Origin of the sequence: Streptomyces sp. NPDC048106, from assembly GCF_040706415.1 — a bacterium.
In the GTDB taxonomy this organism is placed as follows: domain Bacteria; phylum Actinomycetota; class Actinomycetes; order Streptomycetales; family Streptomycetaceae; genus Streptomyces.
Map to the genome: position 1 here is coordinate 248,146 of NZ_JBEZND010000002.1, position 18,324 is coordinate 266,469.

Sequence of the window (18,324 nt, forward strand, 5' to 3'; positions counted from 1 at the left end):
ACCGCCGGTATATCCTCGTCGGCGCCCTCCATGGCGCGTGACCGACGCATTTCGGTGTCCACAAAAGGTAGAAGCGTTTAGCGTTTTGCCGAGTTCCTGGAAGTGTGTATCCATGAGGGAAAGCAAACCTGATTTCACGAGTCAGCTGAATGCCGCTCTCGACATGATCGGCCTGTCGCCCGAGAAAGCGGTCAGTGAACTTTCGGTGACCGGCGCAGATCCGTTGCTCAACTCCACCCTCAAACTCGGGACCGCCATAGGCGTTCCTCTCCTGTCGGCGGCCGCTGGAGCGGCGCAGATCTGGCACGAGGCGACCGGCCGCAGCCAGCGGCTCAGCCTTGACCTACCGCAGGCGCTCCACTCTCTCACGCCCTATCTGGGCGCAGGGAATCGCCTCAACGGCTACGGATCCAACATGGGTTCGCTGCAGGGCCTCGACGGCGGTCTCGCGCCCGCGGTCTTCGACTTCTACCAGACGGCCGACGATCGCTGGGTCATCCCCATCGCCTGTTACCCGCGGCCGAGTGATGAGTTGCTGTCGCTCCTCGGCACCGCGCACACGCAGGAGCATATCCGGAGCGCCATCGCCTCCTGGATATCCTGGGACCTCGAAGAGGCCGCCGCTGAGCGAGGAATTCCGCTCGCGGTGGTGCGCAGCCGCGAGGAGTTCCTGGCCCATCCGCAGAGCCAGGCGATCCAAACAGAACCGCTGGTGTCGATCGAGAAGATCGGCGACGCGCCCATAAAACCGCTGCCCGCCGGCGATCAGCCACTGTCGGCGCTGCGTTGTCTGCAGTTCACCCACATCTTCGCCGGCACCGCGATGGGGCGTACGCTGGCCGAATATGGCGCTGATGTGCTCCACGTGTGCGAGCCGCACGCCTTCGAACACGATCTGTGCTGGAATGAAACAGCTGTGGGCATCCGCTCCACCCGGTTGGAACTGCGCGAGGACAGCGACGGCCGTCGCATATTCGACCAACTGCTCCGCGAAAGCGATGTCTTCGTGCACAATCACCGGGCCTCGAAGCTGGCCCGGCTAGGGCTGACCCCACAGGAGTGCGCGGAAATCTCCGAAGGGCTGATCTACTGCTCCATCCGCTGCTACGGCCATTCGGGCCCGTGGAGCGAACGAGGCGGCTTCGACCACCAGGCGCAGGCGTTGGTCGGCGTCAACTGGAACGAGGGGGAGGACGGGAGGCCGCAAATGCCCCCGGGCCGAATGCTCAATGACTACCTCGCGGCCTATTTCGCAGCGGCCGGTGTGATGGCCGCAACCCTGAAACAGGCGCGGGAGGGGGGCAGTTACCTCGTCCGTGTCTCCCTTGCCGGCTGCGCCAACTGGGCGTGGGAGCTCGGCACACTGGACAAGTCGGAGGTCGCCGCGCAGCTCGGCACGACGGCCGCACCACCCGAGCCCGAGTGGTTGGTCCATCAGACCCCGCTGGGCGAGTTCCAGCACGTCGCTCCTCCGGTCCGGCTGAGCGAGACCCCCGCTGACTGGCGCCACGGGCCCGTCCTCGTACCCCGAGGGTCCTCCGCCCCCGTCTGGCGCGCCGACGGAGCCGCGGCGGCCCACTCCATCTCGTGAGCGTCGACAAACCGTCCGGACGAGAGGAACAGCGGCCGCAAGCCCGTGCCGGCCCATGTGTCAACGGCCGCGGCACCAGTGAGCCGCTGTCCCTTCTCGTGCTGAGCGTGGAGGTGCCCCGGGACCAGACTGCCTCGCACGGCGACGCGCACCGCGTGCAGGAGTTCTGCCGGTTCGGTGTCCTCAGCAGTTCGGACTCGGCCTGGGCGTCGCCATCCTTCTCGACGCCGTGGTCATCCGATGCCTGATCGTCCCCGCAGCCATGCAGGTGCTCGGCAGTTGGGCCTATTGGCTTCCTGGCCCGCTGGCCCGAAAACTGCCCAAGGTGTCCATCGAGCGCCCTGAGCAGAGCTGACCTCACCTCGCCCTGGCTCGGATCACCGCCGAACCCCCGCCGCCTCCGCGGGTAGGAGCGCTACCAGGAGGCGGGGCCGGCCACTTCGGTGACGGGTTGGTGAGCGGCCTTCGGGATGCCGAGGATTTCGCGGGCTCGGTGGACTGCCCGGATCTGGTCGGCTGCGGACGGTCCCCAGTCGAAGAACTCCAGGGCCTGCTCCGGCGTGGCCAGGATCCTGGTGTACGTACGTCCGGTTGCCGGATCGGCCGAGGCGGGGCCGAGGTTCGTGAGAACGGCGGCGTAGCGGGCGCGCGCACAGGGTCCGGTGGGGTCGAAGAGGTAGCCGAGATACCGGGCGCCCGTCAGGGCGGCGGCGGCCTCCTCACGGGCTTCCCGGAACAGGGTGACCTCAAGGTCGCCGTGGTCCTCCGGTTCCGGTGTTCCGCCGGGCAGACAGGCCGCGCCGGTGTCGGGTTCGAGGAGGACGAGGACACGCCCGTCCGGAGCGAAGGTCCAGGCCCAGGACTGGCGGACCGTGAGGCCGCCGGGGACGGGGACGGGATGGAAGAGGAGGTGGTGACGGGCTCGGGAGGTGCGCAGGACGCCGACCCGGTCAAGGACGGTGGGGGCGATCGGGAGCCCGTCCTCAAGGAACACGGGCCCGGCGCCGGCGATGCGGGCGCGAAGCGCGGACAGGGCGCGGCGGGCGTCGCCCGGGGACATCAGAGCGGGCAGGTCGGCCGGCTCGGCGAACTCGACGGCCTCGATCTCGCCCGGTGCGGGCCGGATCGCCGCGATCTGGTCCTCGTTCCAGACGCCGCCGTCGAAGACATGCAGGATCTCGCCGGGGAAATTCACGGCGGGGGACGCTGTGGCGCCGGCGGGCGAGACCCAGTCGATGGCGAGCCCGCGGGTGACGGTCGCCGTGACGCCGAGTTCCTCCTCCACTTCGCGGGCGGCGGCCTGGGCGGGGGATTCGCCCTTCTCGACGGCGCCGCCGGGCAGCAGACGCGTGGGACGGTAGCCGACGCGCTGGATCAGGACCTGCCCTCGCCGGTTGGTGATCAGCACGGAGGTCCCGGCCCACAGGGCGGCCGAGGCGCGCAGCGCCCCGTAGTCCTCGTCGCTCATCGTCGTGCCAGGAAGCTCGTCGGACGCGGAAGTCGTCGTCATCGTCTCTCCGATCGGTGAAGCGCCCGGGAACAGGGCGATGCGGGAGCGGCTGGTCGCCGGGTGCAGAGGGTGAGCTGGTGAGGGTCTCGAAGCAGCTCCCCGGCGGGAGCGGGACGGCGGCAGGCATGCCGTCGGAACCAGCTTCCGCCGACATCGCCGAGGGCGCGGGCCTGGACGAGGAGGCGACGAAGATACCAAAGGGCTCTCGGGCGTTGCTGAAGATCGAGGGCGTTGCAGAGCAACGCTCCGGCAACGGCCGATGCCGCCGGGCCCGTGACCTGCCGGAGAACGGTGGCGGCGCCTGTGCAACAGGTCCCTCCGCACTGCCCGGCTTGCGGGTCGTGGCTGCAACATCGCGGCTCAGCCCCGGACCACCACGGTCGAGGGAGAGAGCAATGGGTGAACTGCGACCTCTGGGAGCCGACCTCAACGAGGCTTCCCGGGCGTTGGACGTGGCGCTGCGCCGAGTTGTTCGAGAGCCTTCAGGTATCCGTCCGTCGGTACGCGGCCCGGCGCCGCCTCGACCAGGTACGGTCTCGCGTTATCTGAACGGCACGCGGTTACCCCCGTGGCAGGTGATCAGCGATCTCTTCACCGATGTCGCCGAGCATCGTGGGACCGCCGTCACTGCCGAGGCCCTGCTCGACCACGACGACTTCGCCGTCATCATCATGGACGTGCAGATGCCGGAGATGGACGGCTACGAGACCTGTGCCCACATCAAACGCCGCTCAAGGACCCGGGACATCCCCATCATCTTCCTGACCGCGATGGGCACGGGGTCCGAGCACTCCGCGCGCGGATACGCGGCCGGCGCCGTCGACTACATCCACAAGCCCTTCGACCCTTGGGCCCTGCGCGCCAAAATCTCCGTCTTCACCACCATCTACCTGGAGCGGCACGGGCAGTAGAAGGGTGCCGTGTGGCATGCTCCCGCCATCCTTGAACCGTCGAACACCGGTACCACCGACAGCCCCCAGCCCTTACCAGCCCTGGACGCAAGCCATGACCAAGACGACCGGTCCCGACGTCGCTGACGCGCCGTCCGGCGGAACGCCCGGTCCACCGCGTCCCCGCACGGTACGGATCGGGTACGGGCTGGGCTCGTTCGCCACCGGTACCTTCGGCACCGTCCCCGGTCTGATCCTGCTGTATTACCTGACCGACGTGCTGGCCGTGCCGGCGGCGGTGGCGGGTGCCGCCGTTTTCCTGCCCAAGGCGTGGGACGTCCTGGTCAACCCGCTGATCGGCGCCGCCGCCGACCGCAGGCGGGCGCACGGCGGTTCGCGCCGGCCGTTCCTGCTCGCGGGCGCGGTGACCCTGCCGCCGCTCTTCGCGCTGATCTTCGCCGCCCCTCCGCTGCACGGCGCCGCTGCCGCCGTCTACGTGTCCGTGCTCTTCCTGCTGGCGGCCACCGCGTACGCCGTGTTCCAGGTGCCGTACGTGACGATGCCCGCCGAGATGACCGAGGATCCCGTGGAGCGGGGCCGGGTGCTGGGCTGGCGGGTCGGTTTCCTCGGTACCGCCATCCTGGTGTCCGGGGCGCTGGCGCCCGCGCTCGCGCACGAGGACGGGGACACCCCGGCCGGCTACCGCACCATGGGCATCGTGATCGGCGCGCTGCTCGCCCTAGGCATGTTCGGCGCCTGGCGCAGCACCCGCCGGGCGCCGGTGGTGGCCCGCAGTGAGGCGGAGGGCTCGCTGCGGGCCCAGTTCACCGCCGGCCGGGAGAACAGGGCGTTCGCCGCGCTGGCCGGGATGTGGGCGGTGCAGGCCCTCGCGGTGGGCGTGATGCTGGCCGGGACGCAGTACTTCGCGACATACACCCTGGGCTCGGCGGGGGCCGTCACCCCGCTGTTCGCGTGCATGATCGGCCCGCTCGTGCTGGTCATGCCGCTGTGGAACCGGCTCGCCCGTGCCCGGGGGACGGCATACGCCCAGTGGTGCGCCTCGCTGCTCTTCACCGGCGCCGCCGCGCTGCTCTTCCTGACCCCTTACACGGCGCCCGCCCTTGGTTACGCGGCCGTGGCGCTCGTCGGAGTGGCCTACGCGGGGCTCCAGTTGCTGCCGCTGACCATGCCGGCGCACACCCTGGCCGCGGACACCCGGCGTACCGGGCGCCGGCGGACCGCCACCTTCACCGGGCTGTGGACCGCGGCCGAGACGCTCGCCATGGCGCTGGGACCGGCCCTGTTCGCGCTGGTCCTGACCGTCACGGGGTTCCGCTCGTCCGACGCCGACGAGCGAGTGGCGCAGCCCTCGGCCGCCCATACCGGAATCACCGCGGGGATGAGCCTGCTGCCGGCCGTCCTCTCGCTTGCCGCGCTCCTCCTCCTGGCCCGCTACCGCCGGGAATCCGCCCGTCTCGAAGCGGACGGCGCCGCCGCGTCCGACATCGAGGAGACCGGACGCGCCGTGTCCGACGCGATCCCCGCGCAATCCGCGGCCGACTCGGCGGCGTCCAAGGCCACTTCACTGTCGTCCGAGCCCGCCCATACCCAGGAAGAGAGCCATCGTGCCCGCTGAAACCAGCGAAACCAGCGAAACCAGCGAATCCGCCAAGTCCGACGAGGCCGCGAGCGCCGCCCCGTCCGGCACCGCGCTTCCCTCGACCGGCCGCCCCGCCGACGAGTTGCTGGCCGCGTTGCGTGAGCTGCGCGCCGCCGACGCCCCGACCCGCGGCGGCCGGACCTTCGCCTACGTCTACGATCCCGGCCTGCCCGAGGTGGACGAGCTGGCCGCCGCCGCGTACCGGGAGTTCGCGACCGTCAACGGGCTCGACCCGACCGTCTTCCCGAGCGTGGCCCGGCTGGAGAACGACGTGGTCGGCGCGGTGGCGGCGGTGCTCGGCGCGCCCGGGGCCCAGGGCACGTTCACCAGCGGCGGCACCGAGTCGATCCTGCTGGCCGTGAAGACCGCCCGCGACCACGCCCGCGCCGAACGCGGCATCACCCGGCCTCAGTTGGTGTTGCCGTCCACCGCCCACGCGGCCTTCCACAAAGCGGCCCATTACCTGGGCGTCGAGCCGGTGGTGGTCCCGGTCGACCCGGTGACGTTCAAGGCGGTGGCGTCCGATGTCGTGGCCGCGATCACCGACCGGACCGCCCTGGTCGTCGCGTCGGCGCCGTCGTACGCCCATGGCGTGCTCGACCCGGTCGCCGAGATCGCGGCGGCCGCCGCCGAACGGGGTGTGCTCTGCCATGTCGACGCCTGTATCGGCGGCTGGTTCCTGCCGTTCCTGGCCCGTGCCGGGCGTGAGGTGGAGCCGTTCGGCCTGACGGTACCGGGGGTCACGTCCCTCTCGGTGGACCTGCACAAGTACGGCTACGCCGACAAGGGTGCCTCCGTGGTCCTGTACCGGGACGCGGAGTTGCGGCGGCACCAGTACTTCGCGCACGCCGGCTGGCCCGGCTACCCCGTGGTCAACCCGACGGTGCAGGGCACCAAGTCGGGCGGGCTGCTGGCCCAGGCGTGGGCGGTGCTGCGGCGCCTCGGCGAGGACGGGTACACCGAGCTGGCGCGGCAAATCGCCCGCGCCGCCGAGGAGTTGGTGCCGGGCCTGCGTGCCGTCGCGGGGATACGGGTGCTGGGCGAACCGGCGGGCAGCCTGGTCGCCTTCACGGTGACCGGGCCGGGCGGCGATCCCGACCTGAGCCTGGTGCTGCACGTCGCCGACGAGATGCGGGAGCGCGGCTGGTACCTCCAGCCCCAGCTCTCCTTCGGCGGCCTCCCGCCCAATCTGCACCTCACGCTCACCCCGGCGACCGTCGAGCGGGTCGGGGCGCTGCTCGCGGACCTCACCGACTCCCTCGCGTCGGCACGGGCTCTCGAACCGGTCGTGGTGGACCCGGGGTTGGCCGAGCTGGCCGCTGGTCTCGACCCCGATGCCCTGACCCCGGACGAGGTGGCAGGCTTCCTGGCCTTCGCCGGCCTGGGCGGCGAAGGGGGCGGCGGCCAGGACGGAGGGGACGGACAGGGAGATGGGCTGCCGGCCCGGATGGCGCCGGTGCTCGCCCTGCTGGACGCGCTGCCGCCGCGGCTGAAGGAGCGGCTCCTCGCGGAGTTCATCGGGTCCGTGTTCCGCGTCTGAGCCGCAGCGCCGCCGCCCGAGCCACCGCGCCGTCCCGGATCGCCCAACTCCGCACTGCTGAATGCTTGTTGAGCGCCCTTATCGGCGCGTGCGCACCCCTTAGCAGGTCGTGGAGTTCCCGGCCACCCGCTCCGACAACCTGGCCAACCTGGCGTCCGACGGCACGGCCACGGCCTCCGACTACCAGGACGCCGTCATCGTCTCCTACCCGCCGTGCAAGGCGATCGACGGCGACCCGGGCACCCGGTGGGCGAGCAAGACCGAGTCCACCGCGTGGATCACCGTCGACCTCAAGGCGGTCCGCCAGGTCGGCCGGGTCGTCCTGGACTGGTCCGACCAGTACGCGGTCAAGTACACGATCGCGGTCTCCTCGGACAACGCCACCTGGACCACCGTCCACACCACCACCGCCGGCAGCGGAGGCATCGAGAACCGGTCCTTCACCCCGACCGACGCCCGCTACGTCCGCGTCAACCTGCTCACCAAGGGCACGGACAACCGGTACTCGCTGAACGAGATCGGCGTCTACACCCGGTAACTCCCGGGCACGCCGGTGTCGCCGCCGTCTTCCACGGCGGCGACACCACCATGTCCGTCGAAGTGGCAGGGCGGACGAGGGGACGCCGCATCCGGGTCGAGCACGTGCTCGGCCGTACGAAGGAGCGGCGCGAGGAGTGGGCGTCGCGCCGGCCCTCGTGCCTCTCCTCGTACCACTCGGGCACCGGGGCGGAGCCGCGCCGGTGTCGCGACACGCGCGCCCCTGTGCCCTCCGCACGAGGTGACCCGCGGCCGTACCGCGCGGACGATCGGCGGTCCGACTCCCCTGTCCGGGCGGTGAAGTGCTGGTCCGAGTGGCTCCGCAGGGCTCGGACCGCGACAGGCGCCTCGGCCGCGGCGGACCGGCTCCGGCCTCCCGGGGCCCGCCGCGCGGGGCTGCGGGCCCGCGCTCCGCCGCTCCCGGCCGCGCACGTCTTCGCGGGCGGACCCCCTGCCCCGGACACGGCCGTGGCCCCCGGTCCGCGCGGGAGGGTCCCCGGCCCCCTCCGCCGGGGCCTCCGGGTCGGCGGGACCCTCGGCCCGGCGTGACGGATCGAGATGCCCGAGCGTCTCGCGCAGCTGGGCCAGGCAGCGGGTGAGCAGCCGGGACACATGCATCTGCGAGATACCCACCATGGCCGCGATCTGCTGCTGTGTCCGGTCGTGGAAGAAGCGCAGCACCAGGATGCGGCGCTCCCGCTCCGGGAACCGCCGCAGCGCGTCGAGGAGTTCCACTCGCTCGGCGGCCGTCTCGATCCGGGCGTCCCGGTCGCCGAGCACCTCGCTGAGCGCGGGCAGCGGACCCTCCCGCCCCTGCGACGGCGCGTCGAGCGAGCCGGGCCGTGTCGCGTCCTGGGAGCGGAGGGCCTCGGCCACCGCGTCCTCGGACAGACCGGAGGCCCGCGCGATCTCTCCGAGCGTGGGCGGACGGCCGCCGCCCGTCTGTTCGAGCTCCAGCCGCACGCGTCGTACCTGCCGGCCGGCCTCCTGCACGGCCCGGGGCAGCCGCACGAGCCCGGTCCGGTCCCTGAAGTGGCGCTTCAGCTCCCCGGTGATCGTCGGCACGGCGTACGACAGGAAAGCGTGTCCGTGGCCGGGGTCGTAGCCGTCGATGGCCTTGACCAGGCCCACGCAGGCCACCTGGAAGAGGTCGTCCTGGTCCTCGACGCCGGTGTTGCGGTACTTGGCGGCGATCCGGCGTGCCACGGGGATGAGGGCGCGGACGGCCCGCTCGCGTGCCGCGTCCCGCTCGCGGCCCGGAGGGTGCGTGCTGATCCGCCCGACGACCTCGTCGATCCGCAGGGACGTGAGCGCGCCGTCGGTCTCATGCTTCCCCGGCGGGCGGAGGGTGGTCGGGGAATTCATGTGAGCCTCTGCGCTGAAGGGGCTTGCTGGGGTGCCCCATGGGTTTCCCGATTCCTTCGACCTATGCGAAGTTCACACGCCCGGCGACGACTTCGGGTGGAGTCGTGGGGGGAACGGGTGATTCCGGTTTCGCTCCGCGCCGTACGGTCCCGGCTTCGCGAACGCCTCACCGCTTGCCCGGCGCACACCTCGTTTCCGGACCGGGCGGCCGGGAAACCCCAGTGCCATGCATGAGAGAGCCGGCACACAGGCAGAGCTGGCGGACGGCGTCTGCCCGCCGTCGGTGCTGCGGGAGTACGGGATCCTCGCCGACGGCGAACGCGGCGCAGTGGTGGACCCTGAGGGGCGGATCGTGTGGCTGTGCGCGCCGCGCTGGCACAGCGACGCGGTGTTCTCCGCCCTGATCGGAGGCGGCGGGTACTTCGGCGTCGAACCGGTGGACCGCTGGCACGTGTGGGGAAGCTACTACGAGGACGGCACGCTCATCCGGGTCAGTCGCTGGGTGACCGCCGACTCCGTGATCGAGTGCCGCGACGCGCTGGCGATGCCGGGCTCGGTGGACCGGCTCGTGCTGCTGCGCCGGATGCGCGTCGAACGCGGTGAGGCACGGCTGCGGCTGACCCTCGACCCGCGGCCCGGCTTCGCCACGGGCCGGGTGCGCGACCCGCGCCTGGCGGGCGACGTGTGGCTCGCGGACGCAGGCGGTCTGCGGCTGCGGCTCGTCGGCGCCCCCGAAGCCGCCTGGCACACCGGGTCCGGGCTGCGCGGTGAGTTCCGGCTCCGGAAGGGCGAGCACCACGACCTGATCCTGGAGTTGGCGGAGCGGGAGTGCGCCGAGCGCCTGGAGCCGGATCGGTTGTGGCGGGCGACGGAGGACACCTGGCGGCGGGCCGTGCCCGACTGCTCCGCCCTGGCCGCTCCGCGCGACGCCCGGCACGCCTACGCCGTCCTGCGCGGCCTGACGAGTTCCTCCGGCGGCATGGTCGCCGCCGCCACCACCTCGCTGCCGGAACGCGCCAACACCGGCCGCAACTACGACTACCGCTTCGCCTGGATCCGCGACCAGAGCTACGCGGGCCTCGCGGTCGCCGCGCACGGCCCGCACGACCTGCTCGACTCCGCGGTGCGCTTCACCGCCGAACGCATCCTGGCCGACGGCGAGGGGCTGCACCCCGCGTACGACGTCGGCGGCGGACGGGTCCCGCGGGAGCGCGGGCTGCCGTTGCCCGGCTACCCGGGCGGCAACGACCGGATCGGGAACCGTGCGGCCGAGCAGTTCCAGCTCGACGCGTTCGGGGAGGCGCTCCAGCTTTTCGCCGCCGCCGCTCACCACGACCGGCTCACGCCCGAGGCCGAGCAGGCGGTCACGGTCGCGGTCGACGCGGTGGCACGCAACTGGAAGCGGCCCGACGCCGGGCTGTGGGAACTGGACGAGCGCTGGTGGACCCAGTCCCGGCTGAGTGTGGTCTGCGGTCTGCGCCGGGTGGCCGGGGCGTTCAAGGGGCGGACCGCGCGGACCGGGGCCGACCTCGCCGAGGCCGTCTTCGCCGAGACCCGCAGCCGCTGTCTGCGCGCCGACGGCCGCTGGCGCCGGGCCATGGACGACGACGGGCCGGAGGCCGCGCTGCTGACGCCGCTCGCCCGGGGCTGCCCGTCCGCCGACGACCCGAGCAGCGCGATCACCCGCCGCTTCATCGAGGACGAGCTGGCCGAGGACGGCTACCTCTACCGCTTCCGCCGCCCGGGCGTCCCGCTGGGCGAGGCCGAGGGGGCGTTCCTGCTCTGCGGGTTCACGATGGCGCTGGCCACCGACCACCTCGGCGACCGGACCGGCGCGCTGCGCTGGTTCGAACGGACCCGGACGGCGTGCGGGCCGTCCGGGCTGTTCGCGGAGGAGTACGACGTGCGTCAGCGCCAGCTACGCGGCAACCTGCCCCAGGCGTTCGTCCACGCCCTCCTGCTGGAATGCGCCGTGCGCCTCAACGACGCGTCGACGCTTCCCCCTTGAGCCGAGGGGCCGCGGCCCCGTGGCGGCGCCGGGCGCGGGCGGCCGCCGGGGCCGGAAGGCGCGCGTCCGGCGGACAGGTTTACCGGCGCGGCGTGGGGGCTAACCCCGTCGGGTTCGTCACACATGCCGACTCGTCGACGCACCGCCTGGAGGGCGCTCATGTCGAAGACGCACCCGGGGCTGGGGCAGGAAGAGGAGACCGCCCGCGGCCCCCGCGTGCACACGGGTGACCGGATCAGGGACTACCTGACGACCACCGACCACAAGAAGATCGGCAATCTCTACCTCGTCACGTCGTTCGGCTTCTTCCTCGTCGCCGGGGTGCTGGCGATGCTGATGCGCGCCGAACTGGCCCGGCCGGGGCTTCAGATCGTCACCGCGCAGCAGTACAACCAGCTGCTCACGATCCACGGCACGATCATGATGCTGCTCTTCGCGACGCCCACCTTCACCGGCTTCGCGAACGCCATCATGCCCCTGCAGATCGGCGCCCCCGACGTGGCCTTCCCCCGGCTCAACGCCCTGACCTACTGGCTGTTCCTCTTCGGGGGCCTCACGGTTCTCTCCGGGTTCCTGGTCAGCAAGGGTCCCGCCGATTTCGGCTGGTTCGCCTACTCCCCGCTGAACAACGCGGTGCACAGTCCGGGCCACGGCGGTGACGTGTGGGCGATGGGACTCGTGCTCTCGGGTGTGAGCACCACGCTGGGGGGTGTCAACTTCATCGCCACGATCGTCTGTCTGCGCTGTCCGGGCATGACGATGTTCCGGATGCCGATCTTCACCTGGAACGTGCTGTTCACCTCCATCCTCGTCCTGCTCGCCTTTCCCCCTCTCACGGCCCTCCTGCTGGCCCTGATGGCCGACCGTCAGTACGGCGCGCACATCTTCGACTCGGGCACCGGCGGAGCCCTGCTGTGGCAGCACCTCTTCTGGTGGTTCGGCCATCCGGAGGTGTACATCGTGGCGCTGCCGTTCTTCGGCGTCGTGACGGAGATCCTGCCGGTGTTCAGCCGCAAGCCGGTGTTCGGCTACGTCGGCATGGTCGGCGCGACCATCGCGATCACCATGCTGTCGGCCACCGTGTGGGCCCATCACATGTTCGCCACGGGCGCGGTGCTCCTGCCGTTCTTCTCCTTCATGTCCTTCCTGATCGCCGTGCCGACCGGGGTGAAGTTCTTCAACTGGATCGGGACCCTGTGGAACGGCAGTCTCTCCTTCGAGACACCCATGCTCTGGGCACTGGGTTTCCTCGTCACCTTCCTCCTCGGGGGCCTCAGCGGCGTCCTCATCGCCTCACCCGCCCTGGACTTCCATCTGACCGACACCTATTTCATCGTCGCCCATCTGCACTACGTCCTGTTCGGGACGATCGTCTTCGCCATGTTCGGCGGCTTCTACTTCTGGTGGCCCAAACTGACGGGCCGCATGCTGGACGAGCGCCTCGGCAAGATCCACTTCTGGAGCCTGTTCGTCGGCTTCCAGACCACGTTCCTCGTCCAGCACTGGCTGGGCGAGATCGGGATGCCGAGGCGCTATGCCGACTACCTGGCCGCCGACGGGTTCACCGCCCTGAACACCGTCTCGTCGATCGGCGCCTTCCTGCTCGGCCTGTCCACCCTGCCGTTCCTCTACAACGTCTGGAAGACCGCCCGGTACGCGCCGAAGGTGGACATGGACGATCCCTGGGGATACGGCCGCTCGCTCGAATGGGCCACCTCGTGTCCGCCGCCCCGGCACAACTTCACGGCCCTGCCCCGGGTCCGGTCCGACTCGCCCGCCTTCGACCTGCACCACCCGGAGATCAAGGAGCAGCTGCCGCCGCAGGAGCACGGCACCGTGGAACCGACCCCCGACACCCTAGGGACACAGAGCGGATGAAGTCCGAGGCATACCTCTTCGCCGGCGTGGCCGTCTTCTTCCTGGTCACCGACGCCGCCTACATCTGGTTCGCGCGCGAGCCCGTCGGTATCGCGGCGCTCACCGTCTCCTTCCTCATGGCGGCGGTGATCGCCTTCTTCTCGATGGTCAACCACCGCCGCAAGGGCTCGCGACCCGAGGACCGTTCCGACGCGGAGATCCAGGAGCGCAGTGGCCGCGTCGACTTCTTCCCCCCGCACAGCCGGCACCCGGTGGTGACCGCCGCCGGCGCCCTGCTGGTGGCCAACGGGATCGTCTACGGCGACTGGCTGATCCTGATGGGTCTCGGGGTCCTGGGGCTCGGAGTCTTCGGCCTGGTCTTCCAGTACAGCGGACGCGAGAGCGAGTGAGGCGGGCGGCGGCGAAGGATCCTCTCGCCGCCGCGCCGCCCCGCCCCGCCCTGCCGGGTCCCGCCCGGCGCGGGCGGCCGCGCGGCCGTCGCCGCCGGTCGGCGGATCTGCACCCGTTCCGGCTCCCCTGCGGTGCGGCGCGCGGCGGACTGCCGTGCGGCGGTACGGGTCGCCGTCGTGCCCGGCGCAGGGGGGCGAGCGGGGCCGGGGGCTGGGGCACGTTTACGACGGCGGCCCGGCCCTCCGTGGCCCCCTGACCGGTGACCCGATCGGTGGGCGTCGACGCGGGCCAGGACGCGCCTGATCCCGGACGTCAGCGCCGAGGCGCCGCCGCGCCGCCCCGCGGGGACGCGGGGACGCGGGGACGCGGGGACGCGGGGACGCGGGACCCGCCTGAGGTCAGTCCGGCTCTTCCTCTTTCCCGATGCCGCCCGCCACCGGATCGGCGGTGCGGGCCGTGACCTGGAGCCGTTCCTCCGCCGTGGCCGGCATGTCGACTCGCTCCCCGTAGTACCAGGAGCTGAAGGACGCCTGGAGCCTGCTCCGCAACGGCGCCCGCCCGGCCGGGCGTTTCAGCGGCCGCGGGATGTCCCGTACCAGCAGCTTGTAGCGCTGGTCCCGGTCCAGGGGTTCGTGCTGCTCGCTGATCCCGCCCGCCAGGTCCTGGTACACCTCACCGGTCTCCTCTCCCTCTTCCAGCAGTTGCCGGTCATGCCGTTGCAGGGCCAGGCAGACATGCTTGGTCACCAGGAAGGAGAGGACCGGGAGGACGAACAGGGCGACCCGGAAGATATACGTCAGGGTGTTGACGGAGATGTCGAACCACACGGTCATCACGTCGTTGCCCCCGGCCATGAGCAGCACCGCGTACCAGGCGATGGCCGCCACGCCGAGTCCGGTCCGGGTGGGCCGGTCCCGGGGCCGGTCACACAGGTGGTGCTCCACCATGTCACCGGTCACCCAGCGTTCGAAGAACGGATACATGTAGAGGACCAGGAACAGCAGGGCCGGCAGCACGACGGCGGGCAGCAGGACGTTCCACATGAACGTGTGGCCGGCGATGTTCCATTCGACGCCGGGCATCAGCCGCAGGGCCCCTTCGAGGAATCCGACGTACCAGTCGGGCTGGGCGTCGGTGGAGACCTGGTCGGGCACGTAGGGGCCGAAGAGCCAGACGGGGTTGATCTGCGCGAGCCCTCCCATGAGGGCGGTGACGCCGGCGACGATCAGCGACAGCCCGGTCGACTTGGCGGTGAACGAGGGGAACATCGGCTGGCCGACGACGTTGCGGTTGGTCTTTCCGCGTCCGGCCCACTGCGTGTGCTTCAGATAGACGACCAGGATCAGATGCACCGTGATCAGAGCGAGGAGGGCGCCGGGGACGAAGAGGACGTGGACAATGTACAGACGCCGGTTGATCGCGGTGCCGGGGAAGGGGCCGCCCCAGAGGAAGAAGCTCAGGTAGGTGCCGACGACGGGGATGGACAGGACGATGGAGTTGGCGGTGCGCAGACCCGTGCCGGACAGCAGGTCGTCCGGCAGGGAGTAGCCGCAGAAACCCTCCAGCAGCGACAGCAGGAACAGGGTCACCCCGATGATCCAGTTCATCTCGCGGGGCCTGCGGAAGGCGCCGGTGAAGAAGATCCGCAGCATGTGGACGCCGATGGCCGCCACGAAGATGAGCGCCGACCAGTGGTGCATCTGCCGGATCAGCAGACCGCCGCGTACGTCGAAACTGATGTGCAGGGTCGACTCGTACGCCTTCGAGACGAGCAGCCCCCGCAAGGGCTCGTAGGAGCCGGTGTAGGGCACCTTGGCGACGCTGGGATCGAAGTAGAGCGTCAGGTAGGTCCCCGTCAGCACAAGGACGACGAAGCTGTAGAGCGCGATCTCCCCCAGCAGGAACGACCAGTGGTCGGGGAAGGCTTTGCGCAGCAACTGGCCGGCCAGTTCCGACAACGGCGACCGCCGGTCGGTCGCGACGTATGCCCGGAAGGCCGCCTGCCGTGTCCTTCCCCGCATCCTCTCCCTGCGCCGCCGTAGTAGCACGCCCGCACCACTCCTCTTCCGCCCGGCCCTTCGTGTGCGCCGCACGGCCCGACCGCTCGCGCGACGGGCGCTCGAATACCCGAAGGCCCCGATCCCCAACCAGCCCCGCGCTCGTCCGGAATGAAACGGCGGTGTGGCGGGCATCCAGGACCGACAGCCGCCGGGGACCGCCGGCGCCTCACCTTTCAGGGAGCTTCGAGTGGGGAGTGACAGCGGCATCATCGAGCAGCTCGCGGCGGACCACCGCCGGATCCAGAACCTTCTCGACCGGGTGCGGTCCGCTCCGCCCGGCAGTGACGAGCGCACGTCACTCGTGGAGCAGGCCGGCAGCCGCCTGGTGAGCCATCTGGTGGCGGAGAGGGAGCGTCTCTATCCGCTCGTGCACCGTTACGTCGTGGACGGGGACGCGGGGGTGAACGAGCTGCTCGCCGTCGACGAGGACATCCAGCGGACGCTGAAGGCCCTGGAGGCCGCCCCGGCGGGCAGCGAACGGTACGCGCGCCTCCTGCTGTGCCTCGTCTCGGGCGTCACCGAGCACGTGGTGGGGATGGAACAGCGGCTGTTCCCCCGCTTGCAGGCCATGAGCCCGGTTGCCGTCCTGCGCGACGCGGGCGCCGGGACACGCCACGCGGAAGCCGTCGGACCCACCCGGCCACGCCCTGACGCGCCCAGCTCACCGGCCCTGACGAAGCTGACCTCCGCCGTCTGGGGACCCCTGGACCGGCTGCGCGACCGGCTGGAACGCCGGCCTTAGCGAACCGGCGGTCGCGGACACGCCCGCGGGACAGCCGGTGCCGGTGGGCGCGCCAGGGGCTCAGCCGTTGCGGCGTACGAGGGCGGCCTTGCGGGCCTCGGCGAGCTTGCGGGCCTCGCCGGCCTTTCGGGACTTGCCGCCCGCGCCGCGGGAGGCGTCCTTGCTGGTGCCGAGGCCGCGGAAGGGGAGGTTGGTGTTCTTGGGCCGGGGGGCGGCGGGGCCGCCGTCGAGCGGGGTCCCGGAAGGAGCCTTGGCGCCGGTGATCCGGCTCAGCTCCGCCTCGCCCGAGCGCACCTTGGTGACGGTCGCGTCGATGCCGGCCTCGGCCATCATCCGGCTCGTCTCGCGGCGCTGGCCCGTCAGTACGAGCGTGACCACGCGGCCGGACTCACCGGCGCGGGCGGTGCGGCCCGCCCGGTGCACGTAGTCCTTGGGGTCGGTGGGCGGGTCGACGTTGACCACGAGATCGAGGTCGTCGACGTGCAGGCCACGGGCCGCGACGTTGGTCGCCACCAGAACGTTGATCTGGCCGTTCTTGAACTGCGCCAGGGTCCGGGTGCGCTGCGGCTGGGACTTGCCGCTGTGCAGGGCCCCGGCGTGCACCCCGCTGGCCCGCAGATGCCGGGTGAGCTGGTCGACGGCGTGCTTGGTGTCGAGGAACAGCAGGACGCGGCCGTCGCGGGCGGCGATCTCCGTGGTGACGGCGTAGCGGTCGGGGCCGTGGACGACCAGGACGTGGTGCTCCATCGTCGTGACGGTGCCCGCGGACGGGTCGACCGAGTGCACGACGGGGTCGTGGAGGTAGCGGCGGACCAACTGGTCGACGTCGCCGTCCAAAGTGGCCGAGAACAGCATCCGCTGACCGTCGGGGTGCACCTGGTCGAGGGCCTCGACGACCTGCGGCAGGAATCCCATGTCGCACATCTGGTCGGCCTCGTCAAGCACGGTGATCCGCACCCGTCCCAAGCGGCAGGCGTTGCGGTCGATCAGGTCGTGCAGGCGTCCGGGGGTGGCGACGACCACCTCGGCTCCCTGACGCAGCTCGGCGATCTGCCGGCCGATCGAAATGCCGCCGACGACGGTGGCCATCCGCAGCCGCAGGGCCTCGGCGTACGGCGCGAGCGCCTGGGCGACCTGCTGGGCCAGCTCGCGGGTGGGCACGAGGATCAGGGCGAGGGGCTGCTTGGGTTCGGCGCGCCGCCCGGCCGTACGCGTCAGCAGCGGCAGGCCGAAGGCGAGCGTCTTGCCCGATCCGGTGCGCCCTCGGCCCAGGACGTCGCGCCCCTTCAGGGCATCGGGCAGTGTGGCGGCCTGGATCGGGAAGGGTGTGCGCACCCCGTGCTCGCTCAGTGTCCGGACCACCTCCGCCGGCAGTTCCAGGGCGTCGAAGGAGACGGCCGGCGGCAGTGCCGGGGTCGTGGCCTCGGGCTGGGCGGGACCGCCGTGAGCGATGCCGGAGTCATCGGGATGCTTCATGAACAGCCTTCCGCAGGGGAACGTACCGAGGAAGGCCCGGCAGGATGTGCACAGCCCACACGAGCGGAACCGAACAGCAAGAATCGCCCACCGCGACGACCACGCAAACACGCGAGACTAACACAGCAGGTCGCGCTTTTCTCCCGCGTCACGTGCCGACCGCCGCCCCGGGCAGGGCGGCGGGTACGGTCCGGACCGCGCGTCACGCCTTGCGGAAGACGTCCTTGACCAGGATCTTGTCGTCACGAAGGGTGAACAGGTCGATGCCCCGCTGGACGATGGTCCCGTCCTCCTTGCGCAGCGACCACTCGACCACGGCCTGGTCCCCGTTGGCGAGGAAGACGGGCTTCTCGAAGACGCCGTCCATTCCCTGGGCCCGTATCTGGTGCGCCTGCTCGTTCATCTCCTCGATCAGATCGCGGATCTCCCGGCCGCGGAGCGTACGCCCCGGCTCCGGGCCGTCCGAGGTGATCCACACCCCGTCCTCGGCGAAGCACTTCCACGCCCCGTCGATGTCCTCCTGCGCGCCGAGCTCGAAGAAGCGGCTCACTGCGTTGTCGCTCATGCGAAATACCTCCCGGATACGGATGGCCGCTGGTGTCATGGCCGACTGATCGGACAGAAATCGGGTGAGGCTGATAGCGGGGAGAACGGTCCGGAATTCCTTCGGATTTCCG

At 71.1% G+C, this 18,324-nt stretch carries 13 protein-coding genes and 1 pseudogene; 9 read left to right on the top strand and 5 right to left on the bottom strand.

Translation table 11 applies throughout. The annotated features are described in order from the left end of the window. Window positions 1-112: 112 nt before the first annotated feature. A complete protein-coding gene (locus AB0927_RS03060; protein ID WP_366665729.1) occupies window positions 113-1,591 on the top strand; it encodes a CoA transferase in 1,479 nt (492 codons plus the stop codon). 415 nt (window positions 1,592-2,006) lie between these two features. Here the strand turns inward: AB0927_RS03060 and AB0927_RS03065 are convergent, their stop codons facing one another. Next, window positions 2,007-3,101 carry an NUDIX hydrolase gene (locus tag AB0927_RS03065; RefSeq protein WP_366665730.1) on the bottom strand — a complete coding sequence of 365 codons (1,095 nt, stop codon included), beginning with the start codon at window positions 3,099-3,101 and terminating at the stop codon, window positions 2,007-2,009. Window positions 3,102-3,496: 395 nt separating this feature from the next. Here AB0927_RS03065 and AB0927_RS03070 point away from each other — a divergent pair. The 4 genes and pseudogenes from AB0927_RS03070 (at window position 3,497) to AB0927_RS03085 (ending at window position 7,729) form a co-directional block, all read left to right on the top strand. After that, window positions 3,497-4,012 (top strand): annotated as a pseudogene (locus AB0927_RS03070) (response regulator). A gap of 94 nt (window positions 4,013-4,106) precedes the next feature. Then, entirely contained in the window at window positions 4,107-5,627 is a 1,521-nt protein-coding gene (locus tag AB0927_RS03075; protein WP_366665731.1) for an MFS transporter, read from the top strand. A 106-nt stretch (window positions 5,628-5,733) separates the two neighbouring features. Then, window positions 5,734-7,191, top strand: coding sequence for an aminotransferase class V-fold PLP-dependent enzyme (locus AB0927_RS03080; RefSeq protein ID WP_366665777.1), 1,458 nt, complete (start codon window positions 5,734-5,736; stop codon window positions 7,189-7,191). Between the two features lie 109 nt (window positions 7,192-7,300). Then, window positions 7,301-7,729, top strand: coding sequence for a discoidin domain-containing protein (locus AB0927_RS03085; RefSeq protein WP_366665732.1), 429 nt, complete (start codon window positions 7,301-7,303; stop codon window positions 7,727-7,729). On the opposite strand, the gene AB0927_RS03090 is transcribed toward AB0927_RS03085, so the two are convergent. Further along, a complete protein-coding gene (locus tag AB0927_RS03090; RefSeq protein ID WP_366665733.1) occupies window positions 7,717-9,093 on the bottom strand; it encodes a sigma-70 family RNA polymerase sigma factor in 1,377 nt (458 codons plus the stop codon). The genes AB0927_RS03085 and AB0927_RS03090 overlap by 13 nt on opposite strands. Window positions 9,094-9,319: 226 nt before the next feature. Here AB0927_RS03090 and AB0927_RS03095 point away from each other — a divergent pair, with 226 nt between their 5' ends. From AB0927_RS03095 to AB0927_RS03105, 3 genes are all read left to right on the top strand, one after another. Continuing rightward, window positions 9,320-11,101: a glycoside hydrolase family 15 protein gene (locus AB0927_RS03095; RefSeq protein ID WP_366665734.1), complete on the top strand. Its 1,782-nt coding sequence runs from the start codon at window positions 9,320-9,322 to the stop codon at window positions 11,099-11,101. 159 nt (window positions 11,102-11,260) lie between these two features. Then, window positions 11,261-12,979: a cytochrome c oxidase subunit I gene (ctaD, locus tag AB0927_RS03100; protein ID WP_366665735.1), complete on the top strand. Its 1,719-nt coding sequence runs from the start codon at window positions 11,261-11,263 to the stop codon at window positions 12,977-12,979. Continuing rightward, window positions 12,976-13,368 (top strand): cytochrome c oxidase subunit 4, encoded by a 393-nt coding sequence (locus AB0927_RS03105; protein ID WP_366665736.1) that lies wholly within the window; start codon window positions 12,976-12,978, stop codon window positions 13,366-13,368. Before ctaD ends, AB0927_RS03105 begins: the two co-directional genes overlap by 4 nt. 399 nt (window positions 13,369-13,767) lie before the next feature. On the opposite strand, the gene AB0927_RS03110 is transcribed toward AB0927_RS03105, so the two are convergent. Beyond that, window positions 13,768-15,390, bottom strand: coding sequence for a ubiquinol-cytochrome c reductase cytochrome b subunit (locus AB0927_RS03110; RefSeq protein WP_366665737.1), 1,623 nt, complete (start codon window positions 15,388-15,390; stop codon window positions 13,768-13,770). Between the two features lie 226 nt (window positions 15,391-15,616). Here AB0927_RS03110 and AB0927_RS03115 point away from each other — a divergent pair, with 226 nt between their 5' ends. Next, complete coding sequence (locus tag AB0927_RS03115; protein WP_366665738.1) at window positions 15,617-16,171, top strand: hemerythrin domain-containing protein; 555 nt, start codon at window positions 15,617-15,619, stop codon at window positions 16,169-16,171. A gap of 60 nt (window positions 16,172-16,231) precedes the next feature. Here AB0927_RS03115 and AB0927_RS03120 read toward each other — a convergent pair whose 3' ends face one another. Then, window positions 16,232-17,647, bottom strand: coding sequence for a DEAD/DEAH box helicase (locus AB0927_RS03120; protein WP_366665739.1), 1,416 nt, complete (start codon window positions 17,645-17,647; stop codon window positions 16,232-16,234). Between the two features lie 202 nt (window positions 17,648-17,849). After that, window positions 17,850-18,212 (bottom strand): nuclear transport factor 2 family protein, encoded by a 363-nt coding sequence (locus AB0927_RS03125; protein WP_366665740.1) that lies wholly within the window; start codon window positions 18,210-18,212, stop codon window positions 17,850-17,852. Between the last annotated feature and the right edge of the window lie 112 nt (window positions 18,213-18,324).